At 65.3% G+C, this 20135-nt stretch carries 16 protein-coding genes; 9 read left to right on the top strand and 7 right to left on the bottom strand.

Annotated features, from left to right (window positions below; genetic code table 11):
* Positions 1-41 precede the first annotated feature (41 nt).
* The 8 genes from ACKLLE_RS00590 (at position 42) to ACKLLE_RS00555 (ending at position 10214) form a co-directional block, all read left to right on the top strand.
* Positions 42-1841, top strand: a complete 1800-nt coding sequence (locus ACKLLE_RS00590; protein ID WP_420056670.1) for an extracellular solute-binding protein — start codon at positions 42-44, stop codon at positions 1839-1841.
* A complete protein-coding gene (locus ACKLLE_RS00585; RefSeq protein WP_064304620.1) occupies positions 1838-2890 on the top strand; it encodes a microcin C ABC transporter permease YejB in 1053 nt (350 codons plus the stop codon). The genes ACKLLE_RS00590 and ACKLLE_RS00585 overlap by 4 nt, the downstream gene beginning before the upstream one ends.
* Positions 2890-3912, top strand: a complete 1023-nt coding sequence (locus ACKLLE_RS00580; protein WP_420056394.1) for an ABC transporter permease — start codon at positions 2890-2892, stop codon at positions 3910-3912. The genes ACKLLE_RS00585 and ACKLLE_RS00580 overlap by 1 nt, the downstream gene beginning before the upstream one ends.
* Positions 3913-3932: 20 nt before the next feature.
* Positions 3933-5327: a sigma-54 interaction domain-containing protein gene (locus tag ACKLLE_RS00575; protein WP_420056393.1), complete on the top strand. Its 1395-nt coding sequence runs from the start codon at positions 3933-3935 to the stop codon at positions 5325-5327.
* A gap of 273 nt (positions 5328-5600) precedes the next feature.
* Positions 5601-6992: a GntP family permease gene (locus ACKLLE_RS00570; RefSeq protein WP_420056392.1), complete on the top strand. Its 1392-nt coding sequence runs from the start codon at positions 5601-5603 to the stop codon at positions 6990-6992.
* A gap of 13 nt (positions 6993-7005) precedes the next feature.
* A complete protein-coding gene (gene hbdH / locus ACKLLE_RS00565; RefSeq protein WP_420056390.1) occupies positions 7006-7776 on the top strand; it encodes a 3-hydroxybutyrate dehydrogenase in 771 nt (256 codons plus the stop codon).
* Positions 7777-7938: 162 nt separating this feature from the next.
* Positions 7939-9900: an acetoacetate--CoA ligase gene (locus tag ACKLLE_RS00560; RefSeq protein WP_420056389.1), complete on the top strand. Its 1962-nt coding sequence runs from the start codon at positions 7939-7941 to the stop codon at positions 9898-9900.
* Positions 9901-9938: 38 nt separating this feature from the next.
* Complete coding sequence (locus ACKLLE_RS00555; RefSeq protein ID WP_064304626.1) at positions 9939-10214, top strand: peptidylprolyl isomerase; 276 nt, start codon at positions 9939-9941, stop codon at positions 10212-10214.
* 102 nt (positions 10215-10316) lie between these two features.
* On the opposite strand, the gene ACKLLE_RS00550 is transcribed toward ACKLLE_RS00555, so the two are convergent.
* The gene (locus ACKLLE_RS00550) at positions 10317-10562 is read right to left on the bottom strand and encodes a DUF1652 domain-containing protein (protein ID WP_420056388.1); all 246 of its coding nucleotides are present in this window, start codon (positions 10560-10562) and stop codon (positions 10317-10319) included.
* A gap of 240 nt (positions 10563-10802) precedes the next feature.
* Here ACKLLE_RS00550 and ACKLLE_RS00545 point away from each other — a divergent pair, with 240 nt between their 5' ends.
* Positions 10803-13268: an autotransporter family protein gene (locus ACKLLE_RS00545; protein WP_420056387.1), complete on the top strand. Its 2466-nt coding sequence runs from the start codon at positions 10803-10805 to the stop codon at positions 13266-13268.
* Between the two features lie 55 nt (positions 13269-13323).
* On the opposite strand, the gene ACKLLE_RS00540 is transcribed toward ACKLLE_RS00545, so the two are convergent.
* From ACKLLE_RS00540 to ACKLLE_RS00515, 6 genes are all read right to left on the bottom strand, one after another.
* Positions 13324-13950 (bottom strand): LysE family translocator, encoded by a 627-nt coding sequence (locus ACKLLE_RS00540; RefSeq protein WP_064304629.1) that lies wholly within the window; start codon positions 13948-13950, stop codon positions 13324-13326.
* A 238-nt stretch (positions 13951-14188) separates the two neighbouring features.
* On the bottom strand, positions 14189-16612 hold the full coding sequence (locus ACKLLE_RS00535) for a TonB-dependent receptor (RefSeq protein WP_420056386.1): 2424 nt from the start codon (positions 16610-16612) through the stop codon (positions 14189-14191).
* 78 nt (positions 16613-16690) lie between these two features.
* Positions 16691-17521, bottom strand: coding sequence for a FecR family protein (locus ACKLLE_RS00530; protein ID WP_420056385.1), 831 nt, complete (start codon positions 17519-17521; stop codon positions 16691-16693).
* Entirely contained in the window at positions 17518-18024 is a 507-nt protein-coding gene (locus ACKLLE_RS00525) for an RNA polymerase sigma factor (RefSeq protein ID WP_064304770.1), read from the bottom strand. Before ACKLLE_RS00525 ends, ACKLLE_RS00530 begins: the two co-directional genes overlap by 4 nt.
* Positions 18025-18184: 160 nt before the next feature.
* Entirely contained in the window at positions 18185-19114 is a 930-nt protein-coding gene (locus tag ACKLLE_RS00520; protein ID WP_420056383.1) for a LysR family transcriptional regulator, read from the bottom strand.
* The gene (locus ACKLLE_RS00515) at positions 19111-20085 is read right to left on the bottom strand and encodes a quinone oxidoreductase family protein (RefSeq protein WP_420056382.1); all 975 of its coding nucleotides are present in this window, start codon (positions 20083-20085) and stop codon (positions 19111-19113) included. The genes ACKLLE_RS00520 and ACKLLE_RS00515 overlap by 4 nt, the downstream gene beginning before the upstream one ends.
* Between the last annotated feature and the right edge of the window lie 50 nt (positions 20086-20135).

Below are 20135 nucleotides of genomic sequence, written 5' to 3'. Positions count from 1 at the left end.
GCAAGGCCATCCTGGCCTTGGGGGGCTGCCTCGCAGCCCTTCTGGGGTTCAACGCCCAGGCCGCCCCCACCCACGCCCTTACCGTCTACGGCGAGGCGCCGCGCTATCCGCAGCACTTCAGCCATTTCCAGTACACCAACCCGGACGCTCCGAAGGGCGGCAGCCTGCGCCGCTCGGCCATCGAGATCGGCCAGTTCGACCATATCCTGCCGTATATCGACAAGGGCATCGGCGTCAGCGAAATCGACGGCTGGCTGTACTCGCCCCTGGCCGTCCGCTCGCTGGACGAGCCCTACACCGTCTACGGCCTGGTCGCCCGGCGCATGGAGCGGGCCGACGATGGCCTGTGGCTGCGCTTCTACCTTGATCCGAAGGCCCGTTTCGCCGATGGCAAGCCCATCCGTGCCGAAGACGTGCGCTTCACCTACGACCTGCTGCTGCGCGAAGGCAACCTGAAATACCGCACCCAGTTCGCCGATGTCGCCGATGTGGTGGTCGAGTCGCCGACCCAGGTGCGCTTCGACTTCAAGACCAGCCAGAACCGCACCCTGCCCCTGGACCTCGCGTCGCTGCCGGTGCTGCCGGAACACTGGTGGCGCGGTCGCGATTTCGCCAACGGCGGCGGCTTCGAGGCACCGCTGGGAAGCGGCCCGTACAAGGTCGGGCGGATCGACAATGGCCGCAGCATCACCTTCGAGCGCGACCGCGACTGGTGGGGCAAGGACCTGCCGGTCAACCGCGGGCGCTACAACTTCGACCAGTTGCGCATCGAATACTTCGGCGATACCGACGTGGCGCGGCAAGTCCTGCGCGGTGGTGGCTACGACTACAACCGCGAGTTTTCCGCCACCGGCTACACCATCGGCTACGCCGGGCCGGCCCTGGACGATGGACGCCTGCAACGCGCCCACCTGGCCAGGGAAGCGCCGCAGAACGCCCAGGGCTATGTGTTCAACCTGCAACGCCCGATGTTCCAGGACCGCCGCGTACGCCAGGCCATCGCCCTGCTCTGGGACTTCGAATGGAGCAACCGGCGGATGATGCGCGACCTGTACATCCGCCAGCAAAGCTACTTCGCCAACAGCCCGCTGGCCGCCCGCGAGTTGCCGGATGCCGAGGAACTGAAGATCCTCGAACCGCTGCGCGGGCAGGTTCCCGACGAGGTGTTCACCCGCGTCTTCGAGGCACCGCGTACCGACGGTTCGGGGATCATCCGCGACAAGCAACTGCAGGCCCTGGCGCTGCTGGGCGAGGCCGGTTGGCACCCGGACGGCGATCGCCTGGTGAATGCCGCTGGCGAGCCGCTGAGCTTTACCTTTCTCAACGGCCAGAACGGCATGGAGCGCCTGCTGCTGCCCTGGAAGCGCACCCTGGCGCAGATCGGCATCGACATGCAGATCCGCCGCGTGGATTCGGCGCAGTACGTCAACCGCCTGATGGCGCGGGACTACGACATGATCGTCACCGGCTATCCGGTCAGCCCCTCGCCGGGGCTGGAGCTATACAGCTATTTCGGCTCTGCTGCGGCCAAGGACCCGGGCTCCAACAACTTCATGGTCCTGCAGAGCCCGGTGGTGGACCACCTGATCGACGGCCTGGTACGTGCCGACACCCAGGCCGGCATGCAGCGCCATGCCCACGCGCTGGACCGGGTGCTGCAATGGAACTACTACTGGATCCCCAACTATTACCCGCCGGGTACCTCCAGCGTATGGTGGAACCGCTTCGGCCTGCCGAAGGTCGCCGCGGCCAATGACCCGGCGCTGGACACCTGGTGGGAAGTCAGCCCGACCGCGCTGACCAACGAGCAGATGGCGCAGCGCACGGGAGGCCAGCCATGACCGCGTATATCCTGCGGCGCCTGCTGCTGGTCATCCCGACGCTGCTGGTGATCCTGCTGGTCAACTTCGTCATCGTCCAGGCCGCTCCTGGCGGGCCGGTGGAGCAGGCCGTGGCGCGGCTGCAGGGCATTGGCGCCGGCGCACCGGGCGGCGCCTCGGTGCAACTGGACTCACGCGCCAGCCGCGGCCTTGACCCGGCCTTGCTGGAAACCATCAAGAAGCAGTACGGCTTCGACAAGTCGGCGCCGGAACGCTTGTGGTTGATGCTTTGCAGCTACGCCCGGCTGGACTTTGGCAACAGCTTCTTCCGGGGAGCCAAGGTCACCGACCTGATCCTCGACAAGATGCCGGTGACCCTGTCCCTTGGCTTCTGGGCGACCCTGATCACCTACCTGGTATCGATCCCCCTCGGTATCCGCAAGGCCGTGCGCCATGGCAGCGCATTCGATGCCTGGAGCAGCAGCCTGATCGTGATCGGCTATGCCCTGCCCGCCTTCCTTTTCGCCCTGCTGCTGATCGTGCTGTTCGCCGGTGGCACCTCGCTGAACTGGTTCCCGGTGCGCGGGCTGGTTTCGGAGAACTTCGCCGAACTGAGCCTGGTGGGCAAGGTCGCCGACTATTTCTGGCACCTGGTGCTGCCGGTGGGTGCCCTGGTGATCGGCGGTTTCGCCACCCTGACCCTGCTGACCAAGAATGCCTTCCTCAACGAGATCACCCGCCAGTACGTGATCACCGCCAAGGCCAAGGGCCTCACCGAACGCCGGGTGCTCTACGGCCATGTGTTCCGCAACGCCATCCTGCTGGTGGTGGCCGGGCTGCCACAGGCGCTGATTACCGTGTTCTTTGCCGGCTCGCTGATGATCGAGGTGATCTTTTCCCTCGACGGCCTGGGACGCATGAGCTATGACGCGGCGGTGAGCCGCGACTATCCGGTGGTGTTCGGCACCCTGTTCATCTTTACCCTGTTCGGTTTGCTGATCCGTCTGGTCGGCGACCTCTGCTACACCCTGGTCGATCCGCGCATCGACTTCGCCACGAGGGCGCACTGATGATCTGCCTGTCGCCCATCGCCCAGCGTCGCTGGCAACGTTTTCGCAAGAATCGCCGCGGCTGGTTCTCGCTCTGGGCGTTCGCCGCCCTGCTCACCCTGAGCCTGGGGGCCGAGTTGATCGCCAATGACAAGCCACTGCTGCTCAAGTACGAAGGCAGCCTGTATTTCCCGGCGTTCAAGCGCTACACCGAGCAGCAGTTCGGCGGCCAGTTGCCCTTCCAGCCGGACTATCGCAGCCAGTACGTGCGCCAGCTGATCGAGGGCAACGGCGGCTGGATGCTGTTCCCGCCGATCCCGTTCAGCGCCGATACGCCGAACTACGACCTGCAGGTACCGGCGCCGAGCCCGCCTTCGGCCAGCAACTGGCTCGGCACCGACGACCAGGCGCGGGACGTGCTGGCCCGGGTGATCTACGGCACGCGCGTGTCGATCCTGTTCGCCGTGGCCCTGACCCTGATCTCCACGCTGATCGGCGTGACCGCCGGGGCACTGCAGGGCTACCACGGCGGTTGGGTCGATCTGCTCGGGCAGCGCCTGCTGGAGGTCTGGTCCGGCTTGCCGGTGCTCTACCTGCTGATCATCCTCAGCGGCTTCGTCGAGCCGGATTTCTGGTGGCTGCTGGGAATCATGGCGCTGTTTTCCTGGCTGGCACTGGTGGACGTGGTGCGCGCCGAGTTCCTGCGCGGGCGCAACCTCGAGTACGTCCAGGCTGCCCGTGCCATGGGCCTGCCGGACCGCCTGGTGATCATCCGGCATATCCTGCCCAACGCGATGAACGCCACCCTCACCTACCTGCCGTTTATCCTCACGGGCGCCATCTCGACCCTGACCGCCCTGGACTTCCTCGGCTTCGGCATGCCTGCCGGCAGTGCCTCGCTGGGTGAGCTGGTCAACCAGGGCAAGCAGAACCTGCAGGCGCCCTGGCTGGGCTTCACCGCATTCTTCGCCCTGGCCCTGATCCTGACCCTGCTGGTGTTCGTCGGCGACGCTCTGCGCGAAGCCTTCGACCCACGAGCCTGAGCCCTATTCACGGAACGACCATGCACGACGAAAGCCTCAAGGACTACCAGCGGGTGCGCCGCCTGGCGATCAAATCGCTGTTCGAGATCATCGAGCAATCCAGCGAAGGCACGGTGATCGTCGATCGCGATGCCCGGATCGTCTGGATGAACGAGCGCTATGCCCGGCGTTTCGGCCTGGCCGACGCCAGTGCCGCGATCGGCCAGCCTTGCGAACAGGTCATTCCCGGCAGCCTGATGCGCGAGGTGGTGAGCCAGGGGCGGCCTATCCTGCTGGACATGCTCGACACGCCGAAGGAGCCCCTGGTGGTGATGCGCTTGCCGATCCAGGACGCAGGTGGCGAAGTGATCGGCGCCATCGGCTTTGCCTTGTTCGACGAACTGCGCAGCCTGTCGCCGCTGCTCAAGCGCTACGCCAGCATGCAGCAGGAACTGGCCTCGACCCGCTCGTTGCTCAAGGCGCGCCAGGCCAAGTACAGCTTCGCCCAGTTCATCGGTACCAGTGCCGCCAGCCTCGAGGTCAAGCGCCGGGCGCGACGTGCGGCGAGCAGCGATTCGCCGGTCCTGCTGCTGGGCGAGACCGGCACCGGCAAGGAACTGCTCGCCCACGCCATCCACGCGGCCTCGCCGCGGGCACACAAGGCATTCGTCAGCATCAACAGCGCAGCGATCCCGGAAACCCTGCTCGAAGCCGAGTTCTTCGGTACCGCACCGGGTGCCTTTACCGGCGCCGAGCGCAAGGGCCGCGCCGGCAAGCTGCAACTGGCCGAGGGCGGCACGCTGTTCCTCGACGAGATCGGCGACATGCCCCTGCCCTTGCAAAGCAAGCTGCTGCGGGTGCTGCAGGAAAAGGAGTACGAGCCCGTGGGGTCGAACCAGATGCTGCAGAGCGATGTGCGGGTCATCGCCGCCACCTCCCGGGACCTGCAGGCGGCCATGGCGCGCGGCGAATTCCGCGCCGACCTGTATTACCGGCTGAACGTGCTGCCTATCGAGGTGCCGGCGCTGCGCGAGCGGATCGAAGACCTGCCGGCGCTGACCGAGGCGATCCTGGAAGACCTCGGTAGCCGGCACGAGCTGGAGGACAAGGCGCTGGCCCTGCTGGGCCGGCATGCCTGGCCGGGGAATATCCGCGAGCTGCGGAATGTGCTGGAACGGGCGACCTTGCTGGCGGACCGGGCGCGGTTGGAGGTCGAGGACATTCGCGGGGCGTTGGGGACCTTGATGCCTCGGGCGGTCGAGGAGACGACGCCGGTGCCTGGGTATCGCGAGGCTTGCGCGGCGTTCGAGCGGCAACTGTTGCGCGATGCACTGCAGCGCTGTGCCGGCAATGTACCGGAAGCGGCGCGGCAGCTGGGCTTGGGGCGCTCGACCTTGTACAAGAAGCTGGTGGCTTTGGGGATTCAGTCTCAATAGGGAGATCTTGATCTCTTCAAAGAGACAGCGCCGAGTACCCTGTGGGAGCGGGTTTACCCGCGATCAGCTCGGTGAATTCACCATAGCAATCGCGGGTGAACCCGCTCCCACAGGGTACGCAGGACCCTTCCCAGTCTTACTTCAGAGACAAAATCAACCAAACAATACAAATAAACAGATTTTTCCCTTGTAAATCAGCCAGTTAAACACCTGGCACAGTCCCTGCTATCTCCTTGTTTCCAACAAAAACAAGATTCACCAAGGAGACACTCGATGAGTGTAATCATCGCCCTGGCAGCCCTGGCGCTGCTGATGCTGGCTGCCTACCGCGGTTACAGCGTCATTCTGTTTGCCCCCATCGCCGCCCTCGGTGCGGTACTGCTGACCGATCCGTCCGCCGTGGCGCCCGCCTTTACCGGGGTGTTCATGGAAAAGATGGTCGGCTTCATCAAGCTCTATTTCCCGGTGTTCCTGCTCGGCGCGGTATTCGGCAAGCTTATCGAGCTGTCGGGCTTTTCCCGCTCCATCGTCGCCGCCGCCATCCGCCTGCTCGGCACCCGCCAGGCGATGCTGGTGATCGTGCTGGTCTGCGCCCTGCTGACCTACGGCGGCGTGTCGCTGTTCGTCGTGGTATTCGCGGTTTACCCGTTCGCCGCCGAGATGTTCCGTCAGAGCAATATCCCCAAGCGCCTGATTCCCGCAACCATCGCCCTTGGCGCGTTCTCGTTCACCATGGACGCCCTGCCCGGCACCCCGCAGATCCAGAACATCATCCCCAGCACCTTCTTCAACACCACCGCCTGGGCCGCGCCCTGGCTGGGCGTGATCGGCACCCTGTTCGTCTTCTGCGCCGGCATGCTCTACCTGCAACGCCAGCGCAACAAGGCCCTGCGCGCCGGCGAAGGCTACGGCACCGAGTTGCGCAACGAGCCGGAAACCGCCGACGACCTGAAGCTGCCCAATCCGCTGCTGGCCCTGTCGCCGCTGCTGCTGGTAGGCATCATGAACCTGCTGTTCACCCACTGGATTCCCGAGTGGTACGGGAAAAGCCACACCCTGCAGCTGCCGGGCATGACCGCACCGGTACAAACCGATATCGCCAAGCTCACCGCCATCTGGGCCGTGGAAGCGGCGTTGCTGCTGGGCATCCTGCTGGTGCTGGTCAGTGGCTTCAAGGCCATCAAGACCCGCCTGGCCGACGGCACCAAGGCCGCCGTCGGCGGTGCCTTGCTGGCGGCGATGAACACCGCTTCGGAATACGGTTTCGGCGCAGTGATCGCGTCGCTTCCCGGCTTCCTGGTACTGGCCGACGCGCTGCGCGCCATCCCCAACCCGCTGGTCAACGAAGCGATCACCGTCACCCTGCTGGCGGGCATCACAGGCTCCGCATCGGGCGGCATGAGCATCGCCCTGGCGGCCATGTCCGAGACCTTCATCAGCGCGGCACACGCGGCGAATATCCCGCTGGAGGTCCTGCATCGCGTGGCCGCCATGGCCAGCGGCGGCATGGACACCCTGCCGCACAACGGCGCGGTGATCACCCTGCTGGCGGTCACCGGCCTGACCCACCGCGAGGCCTACAAGGACATTTTCGGCATTACCCTGATCAAGACCCTGGCGGTATTCGTCGTGATCGCCACCTTCTATGCCACCGGCATCGTTTGAGGAACCGACCTGTATGAAGCTTTCCGGAAAAACCGCACTGATCACCGGCTCCACCAGCGGCATCGGCCTGGGCATCGCCCGGGTCCTGGCGCAGGCCGGCGCCGATATCCTGCTCAACGGCTTTGGCGACCCGGCGGCGGCCCTGGCCGACATCGGCCGCTTTGGCGGCAAGGTTGCCCATCACCCCGCCGACCTGGGTGACGTAGCCCAGCTCGAGGCCTTGTTCGCTCATGCACAGGAGGAATTCGGCGGGGTCGATATTCTCGTCAACAATGCCGGGATCCAGCACGTGGCGCCGGTGGACGCGTTTCCCGTGGAACGCTGGGACGCGATCATCGCCCTGAACCTGTCGGCGGTATTCCATTGCACGCGCCTTGCCCTGCCGGACATGAAGCAGCGTGGCTGGGGGCGGATCATCAATATCGCCTCGGTGCATGGCCAGGTTGGCTCGGTGGGCAAGGCGGCCTATGTGGCGGCCAAGCACGGGGTCATCGGCCTGACCAAGGTGGTCGGGCTGGAGACGGCCACCAGCGGAGTAACCTGCAACGCCATCTGCCCGGGCTGGGTGCTGACGCCGCTGGTGCAGAAGCAGATCGATGCGCGCATCGCCGAAGGCACCGACCCGCAGCAGGCACAGCATGACTTGCTGGCGGAGAAACAACCGTCACTGGCGTTCGTCACCCCGGAGCACCTGGGCGAACTGGTGCTGTTCCTGTGCAGCGAGGCCGGCAGCCAGGTGCGCGGAGCGGCGTGGAACGTGGATGGGGGGTGGCTGGCGCAGTAGATTTGTTGGGTTGCTGATGGCCTCATCGCTGGCCAAGCCAGCTCCCACAGTGTCCGCGGCGCTGCTGAACCTTGTGGGAGCTGGCTTGCCAGCGATGAAGCCATCAGCAGCACCATAAGGGCTAGACTCAGGACATTGACAGACCACCAGGAACAATCCTGCATGAACGATGAGCTCTGGCGCCCGGACGCGGCGCGTATTCAGGCCAGCCGGATGGAAGGTTTCCGGCACGCCATCAATCAGCGCTTCAACCTCGAACTGGCGGACTATGCCGACCTGCATCGATGGAGCATCGACCAGCGCCCGGCCTTCTGGCAGGCGCTGGCCGACGAGTTCCGGATACGCTGGCGCACCCCGCCCGCCAGCGTGCTCGAGGAAGGCCCTCGGATGCCGGATGCGCGCTGGTTTCCCGGCGCTACCCTGAACTTCGCCGAACATTTGCTGCGCCGCCGCGATGACGCTATCGCTTTGGTCTCGGTACGCGAGGACGGCCAGCGGGTGACGTTGAGCCATGCCGAACTGGCCGCCGAAGTCGCAGGCTTGCAACAGGCCTTCAAGGCTGCCGGTATCGGTGTTGGCGACCGAGTCGCCGCCTGCATGCCCAACACCTGGCAGACCGTGGTCGCCATGCTCGCCGCCACTAGCCTTGGCGCCATCTGGTCCAGCTCGTCGCCGGAGTTCGGCACCCAGGGCATCGTCGAACGTTTCGGCCAGATCGAACCGAAGCTGCTGCTGGTCTGCGCCGGCTATCAATACGCGGGCAAACCCCTGTCCCAGGTAGACAAGATCAACGAGGTCCTGGCCGCCTTGCCCGGCCTGGAACACCTGCTGGTAGTGCCCTACAGCGCTACCGATATCCGCCTCGACGCGTTCGTCACCCGGGCGCGCACCCGCCTGTGGGACGATTTCTACCAACGCGGCGGCGAGCTTGACTTCGTCGCTCTGCCTTTCGATCATCCGCTGTACATCCTTTATTCCAGCGGTACCACCGGCGTGCCCAAGTGCATCGTCCACAGTGCCGGCGGCGTGCTGGTGCAACACCTCAAGGAACATGGCCTGCACAACGACCTGCAAGCCGACGACTGCCTGTTCTACTACACCACCTGCGGCTGGATGATGTGGAACTGGCTGGTCAGCGGCCTGGCCTTGGGCGCGACGCTGGTGCTTTATGACGGCTCGCCTTTCCATCCCGGCCCCGAACGCCTGCTGGACCTGATCGACGCCGAAGGCATCAGTGTCTTCGGCACCAGTGCCAAGTACCTGGCAGCACTGGAGCAGGCCGGCCTGCGGCCACGGCACAGCCACCGCCTGGAGCGCCTGCGCCTGTTGCTGTCCACCGGCTCGCCGCTGTCACCGCATAGCTACGACTACGTGTACCGCGAGCTGAAAAGCGACCTGTGCCTGGCCTCGATGTCCGGCGGCACCGATATCGTCTCCTGCTTCGTCCTTGGCAACCCGACCCTGCCGGTACGCCGCGGCGTGATCCAATGCAAGGGCCTGGGCATGGCTGTCGAGGTGTGGAACGACCAGGGCCGGCCGGTGCTCGACGAAAAAGGCGAACTGGTCTGTACCCGGCATTTCCCGGCGATACCCCTGGGTTTCTGGCACGACCCGGCTGGCGAGCGCTTCAAGGCCGCCTATTTCAGCCAGTTTCCCGGTGTCTGGTGCCAAGGCGACTATGCCGAAGAATTCGCCGACGGCGGCCTGGCGATCCACGGGCGCTCGGATGCGGTGCTCAACCCGGGTGGCGTGCGTATCGGCACGGCGGAAATCTACCGCCAGGTAGAAAAGATCGAGCAGGTGCTCGACAGCGTCGCCATCGGCCAGCAATGGCAGCATGACGTGCGCGTGGTGCTGTTCGTGCGCCTGGCCGACGGCCTGACCCTGGACGACACCCTGCAAGCGCGGATCCGCAAGGTCATCCGCGACAACACCAGTGCCCGCCACGTCCCGGCGGTAATCGTCCAGGTAGCGGACATTCCGCGCACCATCAGCGGCAAGATCGTCGAACTGGCGGTGCGCAACGTGGTGCACGGCCTGCCGGTGAAAAACACCGACGCCTTGGCCAACCCGCAGGCGCTGGAGCATTTTCGCGACCGCATCGAACTGCGCGATCAGGCATAATCGCCGGCTTTTACCCGCAACCCCGAGGCACCCGCATCATGAAAGCACAGGCCCGTCACATCCTGGTCAAGACCGCCGAAGAGGCCGAGCAGCTCAAGCAGCGCATTGCCAAGGGCGAGGCCTTCGACGTACTGGCGAAGAAATACTCCACCTGCCCTTCGGGCAAGCGTGGTGGAGACCTGGGCGAAATCCGCCCGGGGCAGATGGTCGGGGCGATCGACCAGGTGATCTTCAAGAAACCGCTGCGCACGGTGCATGGGCCGATCAAGAGCAAGTTCGGCTATCACCTGGTGCAGACGTTCTATCGGGATTGATGATTTGTGTCGTTGCTGAGGGCCTCATCGCTGGCAAGGGCAGCTCAGAACCCTGTGGGAGCTGGCTTGCCAGCGATGAGGCCCTCAAGAACAACCCATAATCTAGCCGGCATCGCGCAATGGCTGCTTGTCCAGCAACTCGCAACGCAACTTGCTGACCAGGCTGAGGATCGCCCGCCGGCTATCGAGCTGTTCCGCGCGGATTCCGGCGACCTGCAAATCAGGCTGCGGCGAGCCGCGATTGAATAACTGCACGGTCAGCGATTGATCCGCCGCCAGCGTGCAGCGGCAACGAACCGGCAGGAAACTCTTCTCGATGATATCGCGCAGTTCCAGCGTAGATAGCATGTCCATGACTCCCGGGCAGTTGAGGGACCGCAGCTCCATGCTTGCGGCGCGTTGTGAATCCTAGGCCAAGTGTCCGGCCCTCGTCAGATCTTTTCCCGATAAGCCGTACGGCTTTTTACGTCGACCTAGCATTTTTGCCAGTTGTCCGGACATGCAATGCCCTGTATCGCTATGACATCGTCCAGCGGGCGCTGGATCGAGGCAGTACCTGGCCGTTGATCTTCCATGGAGAAACAACGTATGCGTACACCTCTGTTGCTGACCCTCACTGCTCTTTCGGCAATTCTCCCCACCAGCCAGGCCAACGCAGCCTGCACCTTCGGCCCGGATACCGGCGACAACAATTACACCTGCGACAGCGGCAGCGCCGCTTCACTGACCGACCTGACCGGCAACAACACCCTGACCCTTCCCGCCGGTGGCAGCGGCAACATCACCGGGGCCGTGAACCTGGGCATTGGCAACGATCGCATCGAGATGCATTCCGGGACCATAGGGGGTGCGGTGGTCATGGGTGACGGCATCGACACCTTCATCATGACCGGCGGACAGATCCAGTCCCTGGACCAGGGCGAAGGCCTGGATGTCTTCGAGATGAGCGGCGGACGTATCATTGGCGGCTTCGACTCGGGCGACATCGCCAGGATGAGTGGCGGCCGCATCGGCCGGGTCGATATGAAGCTGGACGACAACCTCTTCGACATGTCCGGCGGGGCCATCGACGGCAACCTCGTCACCGGCTTCGGCCGTGACACCATCATTCTCGGCAATGGCACCATTGGCGGGAACATCAGTGTCAGCGGCGGCGACGACAGCGTCACCATCAGCGGCGGCGATGTCGGCGGCAACGTGCTGCTGAGCAGCGGCAACGACAGGCTGGTGTGGCGTGACGGCGGCCTGGTCCATGGCTCGCTGCAAATGGGTGTGGGCGACGACAGCGCACTGCTGAGCAACCTCACCGACACGCAATTGTCCGTGTTCACGCAACTCAACGGCGACCTTGGCAACGATGTGCTGACCCTGGACAACAGCAAGGCGACCCTCGACCCGCGTTACTTCCTGTGGGAAACCATCCAGTTGCGCAATGGCTCGCAGGGCATTCTCAACAGCACCCTGAGCCTGGGTGATGCGGTCAGCAAGGTCGGCACCCTGGCAATCGACGCCAGCAGCAGCCTGGTTTCCAGCAGCGGCATCGTCGGCACCTTCAGCGCCGGGCAGAACGCCACGGTCGACAACGCCGGCCTGATCGACCTGAGCAGCGGCGGGGATGGCGCCGGACGCCTGACCATCAACGGCAATTACATCGGCAACAACGGTCGCCTGAAGCTCAACAGCGTGCTCGGCGGTGACGGCGCGGCGTCGGATCGCCTGGTGGTCAACCAGGGCAGCATCAGCGGCACCACCACGCTGCTGGTCAACAATCTTGGCGGCGCCGGTGCCCTTACCAGCGCCAACGGCATCCAGGTGGTGGAAGCCGCAAGCGGGGTAACCAGTACCGCCAGCGCGTTCCAGCTCGGCCAGCGGCTGTCGGTTGGCGCGTACGAGTATTACCTGTTCAAGGGCGGCGTGACTGCCGACAGCACGCAAAGCTGGTACCTGCGCTCCTCGGTGGTGGCTGCGCCAGCCGCCGTCGTCGTGCCCGAACCGACGCCGGAAAACCCCACACCCGAGCCGATACCGCCTGTCCCGGCACCGGTCGCTGCCGTCGGCACCCCGCCACTGCCGGAACCGGTGGCCGGCGAAAGCATCCCCCTGTATCGCCAGGAGGTGCCGGTGTACGCCGTCGCCAATCGAGCTGCGGCGCTGGTCGGGCGCAGCACCCTTGGCACCTTCCACGAACGCCAGGGCGAACAGGGCCTGCTCTCCGAGAAAGGCGCGGTACCCGCGGGGTGGGCCCGGATGTATGGCGATCACTTGCGCCAGCAGTGGAGCGGTGATGTCGCGCCGAGCCTGGATGGCAACCTGCGCGGTTTCCAGGTCGGCCACGACCTGTATGGCAGCGACGACGACAGTGGCTATGGCCAGCGGGTCGGCCTGTATGTCGCGCACACCCGCCTGACCGGCGATATCCGCGGCTTCGCACTCGGTTTCGAGGACAACGCGGCAGGCGATATGAAGCTCGATGGCGACAGCGTCGGCGCCTACTGGACCCTGATCGGACCGCAGCAGTGGTATGTCGACGTGGTTGCGCAGTACACCCATCTGGACGGCCGCGCCCGTTCAGACCGAGGGCTGCAGATCGACCTGAAGGGGCATTCCGCGGCATGGTCGATGGAAGCCGGCTACCCCATCCACCTGGGTAACGACTGGATGCTGGAGCCCCAGGCGCAGTTGGTCGGCCAGAAAGTCTCGCTGGACCGGCAGAACGACGGCATTTCGGAGATCCGCCAGGACAGCGACACCAACTGGACCGGTCGTCTCGGCGCGCGCCTCAAGGGCCGCTACGAGACCGGCGGAGTGCCGCTGGAGCCCTACGCGCGGGCCAATGTGCTGCACAGCTTCAGCGGCGAGGACCGGCTCACCTTCGATGACGTCGACACCATCAAGACCGACCAGCAGGCCACCTGGATGGATGTCGGCGCTGGCGTCAGTGCCAGGCTGAGTCCGGCGGTAAGCGTGTATACCGGCGTCAGCTACGCCGCCAACCTCGATGGCCGGCAGCGCGAGGATATCGCCGGCAACCTCGGCCTGCGCATCAGTTGGTAAGTGCGCTCCCCGGCCGGGCTTCCAGGCTCGGCCGGTTCTTTTTAAGTGTGCTTGCTCATGCCCGCCGTGCCGCCAGCAACCCCAACCCTGCGCAACCCAGCAGCCCTGCACTCAGCCGATTGAATAACCGCCGCGGCCCCGGCTGGTTGAACCAGCGCTGCAGATACGCCCCCAGCCAGGCATAGATGGCGATGGCAAACCACTCCAGTAGCAGGAACATTACCCCCAGCCAGAGGAACTGCTCGCCCACGGGGACGGCGCTGTTCATCGACACGAACTGGGGCAGGAATGCAGTAAAGATAAGGATGGCTTTCGGATTGCCCGCTGCGACGAAAAACTCCTGCCGCGCCAGCTTCAGCACTCCGCCCTTGCGCTCGACGATCACCCCGCCCTCACCCACCGGCGCGCGCCAGAGCTGCCAGGCGATGTAGAACAGGTAGAACGCACCCAGCACCTTGATCGCCAGGAACAGGTATTCACTGGTGTGCAGTACCACCGCCAGCCCCAGGGCAGCGAGCAGGATCATGCCGGCGAAGGCGAACAAGCGGCCAATGCCGGCAACACAGGCGGTACGCAAGCCGTAGCGGCTGGCGTTGTTGAGGGACAACAGGTTGTTCGGCCCCGGGGCCATATTGAGGGCGAAGCAGGCAGGGATGAACAGTGCGAGGGTGGACAGGTCCATGGCGGGCTCCTTGGGCAAGGAGGCCAGAGTGAGTGGCGGTGGTGGATGGCGTCAAGCTGGCGAGCCACACGATTCCGATTCGACGCGGTCCCTGTGGGAGCGGGTTCACCCGCGATTACGGGTAGCGAATTCACCGTCGCAATCGCGGGTGAACCCGCTCCCACAGAGTCCGAGTCGTGCTTTAGACCTGTTCTCCGCGCGACAAGAGTGAACGCACTCCCACAGGTCTTGCGCTGCTTTACCAGTCGTGGCTATACCCCACCGTCAACACCGTCCCCGGCGCCGGAAGGTGGCTGGTGTTGGTGCTGCTGCGCATCAATTGGCTGTACTGCGGGTAATAGTCGCGGTTGAACAGGTTCTGGATACCCAGGCTGACCTTGTCGTTGGCCGTGACCCGGTACTGACTGACCAGGTCCACCGTGGCATAGCCATCCACCTTGCGCCGGCCAAAGCTGGCCACGCCATCCAGGCGGTAGTCGTGGCCATCGAACCAGGTCAGTTGCGCGCGATGGCTCCAGTCTTCGTCCGGCGTGTATTGCAGGTAGCCGGTGACCTTGAGCGGCGGGATGCGGTAGCCGGTCATGTCCTGCCAATCACCGTTGTCCGGTTTCTCACGGCCTTTCAGCCAACTGACGGTGCCGCCTGCGCCCCAGCGCTCGTCGTCGGTCAGCCAGTCGGCGCTGCCTTCGATGCCGTAGATGCGCTCCTGGGTACGGGTCAGGATCAGGCCGTTGTTGAAGCTCTGCACGTCGCCCAGCTTCGAGGTGGTGTAGAACACCGCCAGGCTGGCCAGGGTCTGCTCGCCGACGGCACCGCGCCAGCCCAGTTCATAGTTATTGGTCTTGACCGGCTCCAGGTTCGACGAATCGATATCGAAACCGCGCCGGGCATTGCGCACCTGTACGCCGATATCCGGCAACTGGAAGCCCTGGCTGAAGGCCGCGTACAGCTCCTGCCCGCTGACGGGCGACCAGGTCAGGCTGATATTGGAAAGCACGGCGTCGTAGTTGATCTCGCCGCCGGCCACGGTCGCCGGCGCCGCCGCGGTGGATTCGGACAGCGGTACGAAGTCGTCGTAGCGGGCCGTGGCGTACTCGTAGCGCACCCCGCCTTCCATCGACCACTGCTCGTTGAAGCGATGCTGCAACTGGGCAAAGCCGCCGAGGCTGCGGGTGGTCAGGTCGGGCATGTAGGTGAGCCGGCCGATCTTGTCGTAGACCCGGCCGCCGCTGGCGTCGTACTGGCGCGGGTCGAAGATGTCGATCGGCATGTCGCTGCGTTCCTGGTTGAAATCCGCCCCCCAGAGCAGTTCGGTAGCGCCTGCCTGGCCCAGCGGGGTGCGCAGGGTCACGCGGCTGCCGAAGACTTCGCTGTTCTGCATCACCTGGTCGACGTTGCGCCCGCGGGTCGCCACGCCCCGGGCATCGAACGGCGTGAAACGGGTGAAGTAGTCGCGGTAGTAGAGTTGCGCATTGAGGGTGCCACCGAGCACGTCGGCATGGGCGTATTCGAGGTTGACCAGGGTGTTCCTGATCTGGTTCTGCTCGTCCAGCGACAGCCCGGACAGCGCCTGGGCCGGCACCGACCCAGGCGGCAGGCGGGCCACGCTGGGGTCGGAAGTAAAGTCGCTGTCCTGGTCGGCGTTGTAGTGGCTGGCGGAGAGCTGGATGCGCTGCTCGTCGTCGATGCGCAGGCCGAGCTTGCCGCCGATGTTCCAGGTGTTGGAGTCGAACAGGTCGCCCTGGCTCGGCTCAGGTGCGATGCGCTGGCCGTTGGCGTCATAGGAAGCGCCGATATGCCGGGCACCGAAGTCCAGCGCGTAATCCACCTGGCCCTCGGAACCGGAGACATGCTGCTGCAACTGGCCGCCAACGCCGTCGCTGCCCAGGCGGCTCAGCGGCGACTCGGCCCGCAGGCTGGTTTGCGCGCGATTCTCGCCCCCCGCAGGACGGGTGGTGATGGAAATGATCCCGCCGGTGGCGCCAGCGCCGTAGATCGCGCTGCTGCCGCGGATCACTTCGACCCGCTCGATCAGCGCCGGATCGATATTGGCCAGGTTGCGCGAGGAATCGCGGTTGGTGTTGAGGGGCACGCCGTCCACCAGCACCAGCATGGTTCGCCCGCGCAGGGTCTGGCCGTAGTCGGTGATGGTGCGGCTGGAATCGGCCATTCCCGGGATGCTTTTGGCCAGCACCGTGGCCAGGCTGTCGGAGCCTTCGCGCAACTGCTCGAGCTGCTCGCGCTCGATCACGCTGACCTGGCGCGCCTGCGGTACCAGGCTGCTGCTGATGCGCGACGAGGTGATTTCCAGGCTGGAGAGCTCCATAACCGCGGATGCGGGCGCCGCAACGCTGGCCGCGCCGGGCACCACCACGAAGGTGCGCTCGCCCTGCGCCTGCACGCTCAAGCCGCTACTGCCCAGCAGCCGCTCCAGGGCCTGCTTCAGGGTATAGCTGCCTTTCAATGCAGGAGCCTGCTTGCCGCTGGTGACATCGCTGGCAAAGAGGATCTGCGCCCCGGCCTGGCAGGCCAGGGTGTTCAGGGATTGCTCCAGCGCTGCGGCAGGAACATCGAACGCCTGCGGCGCCGGTCCGGCCAGGGCGAACGAACTGGTCAACAGGCCGGCGGCCAGCAACGACAGGGACAACGGGGACTGACTCACGCAAGGCTCTCCATGAAGTGAAAAGGGTCATGGAGATAGCCGCCAGCCGCCGCACCCAACCCTACCCCGCGCTGAAAATTATTTTTTCCCGCGTGGGCTGATCAGCACCGAGCCGTCGGCGCCTTTGCCCAGCTGTACCGGCAGGATGCTGGGCAACAACGCCAGCAAGCGCTCGACATGGGCGCTGTCGAACACGCCGGACACCGGCAGCGTGGCGAGACGAGCGTCCTGCAGACGCACAGGTTTGTCCTGGTAGCGGCCGATGGTATCGAGCACTTCGCCCAGCGGGGTGCGCTGGAAAACCAGTTGCCCGCCTTGCCAGGCGCCAACCGCGTTGGCATCGACAGCGACCAGGGCACCGAGCCCTGCGTTGCTCGCGCGCACCTGCTGACCCGGCAGCAGCTCCCGTTCAGCGCCGCCTGCAGCGACCGCGACGCGGCCCTCGGCGACGCTGACACGTACTTCGCTTGCGTGGCGATCGACATTGAAGCGCGTCCCGACCACCCGGACGCTGGCCTGGCCAGCATCGACCAGCCAGGGCCGGTATACCCGCGGCGCCACCTCGAACAGCGCCTGGCCACGTTGCAGTTCACTACGCCGGCTGAACAGGTGCCAACTGACCGCAACTTCGCTGGCAGCGTCGAGGGTGACGACGGTGCCATCGGCCAGGTTCAGGGTCTGCCGTTCGCCGACCCGCGTCAGGTAGTGCTCGCTGCGATAGGCCGGGTCCAGCCACGCCAGGGTCGCCAGCACCGCCAGCGACAACAGGCCGGCGCCGAGGATACGGGTGCGCTTGTTGCGCGGTTTGGGGTCGGGCATCGGGAAGCGCTGCTTGAGTTCTTCGCGCAGGCGGGCAATGACCTGGTCTTCCTCGGCAAACTTGTCGGGACGGCTGTTGCGTTCGCTCATGCCAGGTACTCACGGCACGCCGCCATGCCAAGGCGCAGGTGCTTTTCCACGGTTTTCAGGGAAATGCCCAGGCGCTCGGCGACTTCGGCCTGGGGCAGTTCATGGAGCTTGTGCATGACGAAGACCATCTGGCAGCGCGGTGGCAAGCTTTCGATGGCCCGGACCAGGCGGTCGAGGGCCTGGCTGGCGTCGAGCTGGCGTTCCTGGCTGGGGATCTGCGCCTCCACCTCCGGCAATTCGGCAACGGTAACGAGCCAGCGCTGGCGGCGGCGCTCGCCGCGGTAGCGGCCAACGGCATTGTCGTGGGCGATCTTGCGCAGCAGCGCAAGCGGGCTGCGTACGCCTTGCTTTTCCTGCTTTTCCAACAGTTGCACGCAGACATCGTGGACCACCTCGCGGGCGAAACCGCGCTCGCCGAAGCGACGGCGGATGTGCTCCACCAGTTCGTCGTAATGACGGACCAGCGTGGACAACAGCGTGGGTTGCGGGGGATCGGCCTGCACGGTGCTCTGCCTGGGAAGGGATGCCGGGGCCGGAGTGTAAATGAGAATGCATTTTATTTGAAACAGGTTTTTCAGGCTGACCTCAAGGACCTCATCGCCGGTATCGCGTAAGTACCGCCGAACCTTGTGGGAGCTGGCTTGCCAGCGATGAGGCCATCACTCACGCCTTGAGCCAGGGCGCAACTGGCTCGAACCGCCCCTCGATCCACTGTTTGAACGCCAGCACCGTCGCCGCCGGAAAACGCGCCGAGGGCCGTACCAGGTAGACCCCGCCAGTCGGGTCCAGTTGCCATTGCGGCAACACCTGTACCAGCCGCCCCGCTGCCAGGTCACGGCTCATCAGCCATTCCCCCGCACCGAGGATTCCGGCGCCGCTGCGGGCGGCAGCCAGCAGCGCTTCGCTGTCATTGGCAGTGAGGTTGCCCTTGGGCGTCACCGTGCATTGTTCGCTGCCCGCATACAGCCGCCACTGCGGAAAGGATGCCAGGCCGCTGAAACGCAGGCAGTTGTGCTCGCCGAGGTCCTGCGGTCGCCGGGGCGTGCCGCGGCGCTGCAGGTATTCCGGCGACGCGCAGAGAATCCGCCGGTGATCGCAAAGCTTCCTGGCGATCAGCCGGTTGTCCTCCAGCTCACCGATGCGAATGGCAAGGTCGAAGCCCTCCTCGATGATGTCCACCAGGCGTTCGCTGTAGTCGGCGACGATGGACACCTGCGGCCAGGCGTCGAGAAACTCCGGCAACATGGGCCCGATGCACAGGCGCCCCATGGCTGCCGGCAGGGCCAGGCGCAATACCCCGCGCACCTCGGCGGCACCGGAAATGGCTTGTTGCTCGGCTTCGGCGATCATGCCGAGGGCGGCGCGCAGGCGCTGTTCGAGTTTTTCGCCGGTCGGCGTGACCCGCACCTGGCGGGTCGAGCGCTCGATCAGGCGCACGCCGAGGCGCTTTTCCATCGCCGCCACGCGTTTGGAGATCACCGAGGGATGGCGCTCCAGCAGACGCCCGGCGCCAACGAAGGAACCTTGCGCGGCAACGGCAAGGAACGCGGCGATTTCATCGCTGTGCGGGTTGTCCAGCAAATCGAGGTTCATGGCGTGAGAATGATCGCTCCCGAGGATCGTCCGGATTCTAGGTCGGCGTGGGCCTGGGCGGCATCGGCCAGTCGGTAGCGGGCCCAGATGCGCGGGCTGATGATACCCGCCTCGAGAGCAGCCAGCACGTCGGCGGCGCGGGCCTGGTATTCCTCGGCCGTGGCGGTATGGGCGGCCAGCGAAGGCCGGGTGATGAACAGCGAGCCCTTGCTGTTGAGGGTGGCCATTTCCACCGGCGCCGGCGCACCGCTGGAAGCGCCGAAGGAGACCATCAGGCCGCGCGGGCGCAGGCTGTCGAGGGAGGCCTCGAAGGAGAGACGGCCTATCGGGTCGTAGACCACGTCCACCTTGCGTCCGTGGGTGATGCGCGCGACATCGCCAGCCAGGGTTTGCGGATCGAAAACCAGGACCTCATCGCAACCGAGGGCACGGGCCTTGTCGACGCTGGAAGAACGCGAAACTACGCCGATCACCCGAGCGCCCAGAGCCTTGGCCCAGGGCGCCATGAGCGAACCCAGTCCACCGGCGACGCCGTAGAGCAACAGCGTGGTTCCCGGCCCTACGGCGTAGGTGGACGTGAGCAGGTACTGGGCAGTGATGCCTTTGAACAGCACGGCTGCGGCATCGTCGAAGCTGACCGAGTCCGGCAGTTTGACCAGGCGCTCGGCGGGAAACCGCCGGGCGCTGGCGTAACCGCCCAAGGGACCGGTGGCGTAGGCGACCCGATCGCCTACCGCGACATTGCCCACCCCTGCCCCGACCCGCGCGACCCGGCCCGCGCCTTCCAGCCCGAGCCCGCCCGGCAGCAGCACGGGTACCGCACCCTTGCGCTGGGTGACATCCAGATAGTTGACGCCGATGGCCTCCTGCTCCAGCCATACCTCGCCGGGACCAGGTGCCGACTCCGCCACTTCATGCAGCTCAAGAACATCCGGGGCACCGGGCTGGCTGAAACGTATTGCGTGAGGCATTGCGGTTCTCCTTGCCTGTCCAGGCAACTGCCGTCGATGGCCGGAGTATG

Origin of the sequence: Pseudomonas bharatica (genome assembly GCF_048586865.1) — a bacterium.
Classification (GTDB): domain Bacteria; phylum Pseudomonadota; class Gammaproteobacteria; order Pseudomonadales; family Pseudomonadaceae; genus Aquipseudomonas; species Aquipseudomonas bharatica.
The sequence above is the reverse complement of the archived record's forward strand: the minus strand, read 5'-3'. Positions and strand labels throughout refer to the sequence as shown.

Bases quoted from the DNA above. Each gene is read 5' to 3' on its own strand.
- ACKLLE_RS00560 (WP_420056389.1), top strand. From the start codon at position 7,939: ATGAACGATGAGCTCTGGCGCCCGGACGCGGCGCGTATTCAGGCCAGC.
- ACKLLE_RS00545 (WP_420056387.1), top strand. From the start codon at position 10,803: ATGCGTACACCTCTGTTGCTGACCCTCACTGCTCTTTCGGCAATTCTC.
- ACKLLE_RS00550 (WP_420056388.1), bottom strand. From the start codon at position 10,562: ATGCTATCTACGCTGGAACTGCGCGATATCATCGAGAAGAGTTTCCTG.
- ACKLLE_RS00530 (WP_420056385.1), bottom strand. From the start codon at position 17,521: ATGAGCGAACGCAACAGCCGTCCCGACAAGTTTGCCGAGGAAGACCAG.
- hbdH (WP_420056390.1), top strand. From the start codon at position 7,006: ATGAAGCTTTCCGGAAAAACCGCACTGATCACCGGCTCCACCAGCGGC.
- ACKLLE_RS00580 (WP_420056394.1), top strand. From the start codon at position 2,890: ATGATCTGCCTGTCGCCCATCGCCCAGCGTCGCTGGCAACGTTTTCGC.
- ACKLLE_RS00570 (WP_420056392.1), top strand. From the start codon at position 5,601: ATGAGTGTAATCATCGCCCTGGCAGCCCTGGCGCTGCTGATGCTGGCT.
- ACKLLE_RS00555 (WP_064304626.1), top strand. From the start codon at position 9,939: ATGAAAGCACAGGCCCGTCACATCCTGGTCAAGACCGCCGAAGAGGCC.
- ACKLLE_RS00585 (WP_064304620.1), top strand. From the start codon at position 1,838: ATGACCGCGTATATCCTGCGGCGCCTGCTGCTGGTCATCCCGACGCTG.
- ACKLLE_RS00575 (WP_420056393.1), top strand. From the start codon at position 3,933: ATGCACGACGAAAGCCTCAAGGACTACCAGCGGGTGCGCCGCCTGGCG.
- ACKLLE_RS00520 (WP_420056383.1), bottom strand. From the start codon at position 19,114: ATGAACCTCGATTTGCTGGACAACCCGCACAGCGATGAAATCGCCGCG.
- ACKLLE_RS00540 (WP_064304629.1), bottom strand. From the start codon at position 13,950: ATGGACCTGTCCACCCTCGCACTGTTCATCCCTGCCTGCTTCGCCCTC.
- ACKLLE_RS00515 (WP_420056382.1), bottom strand. From the start codon at position 20,085: ATGCCTCACGCAATACGTTTCAGCCAGCCCGGTGCCCCGGATGTTCTT.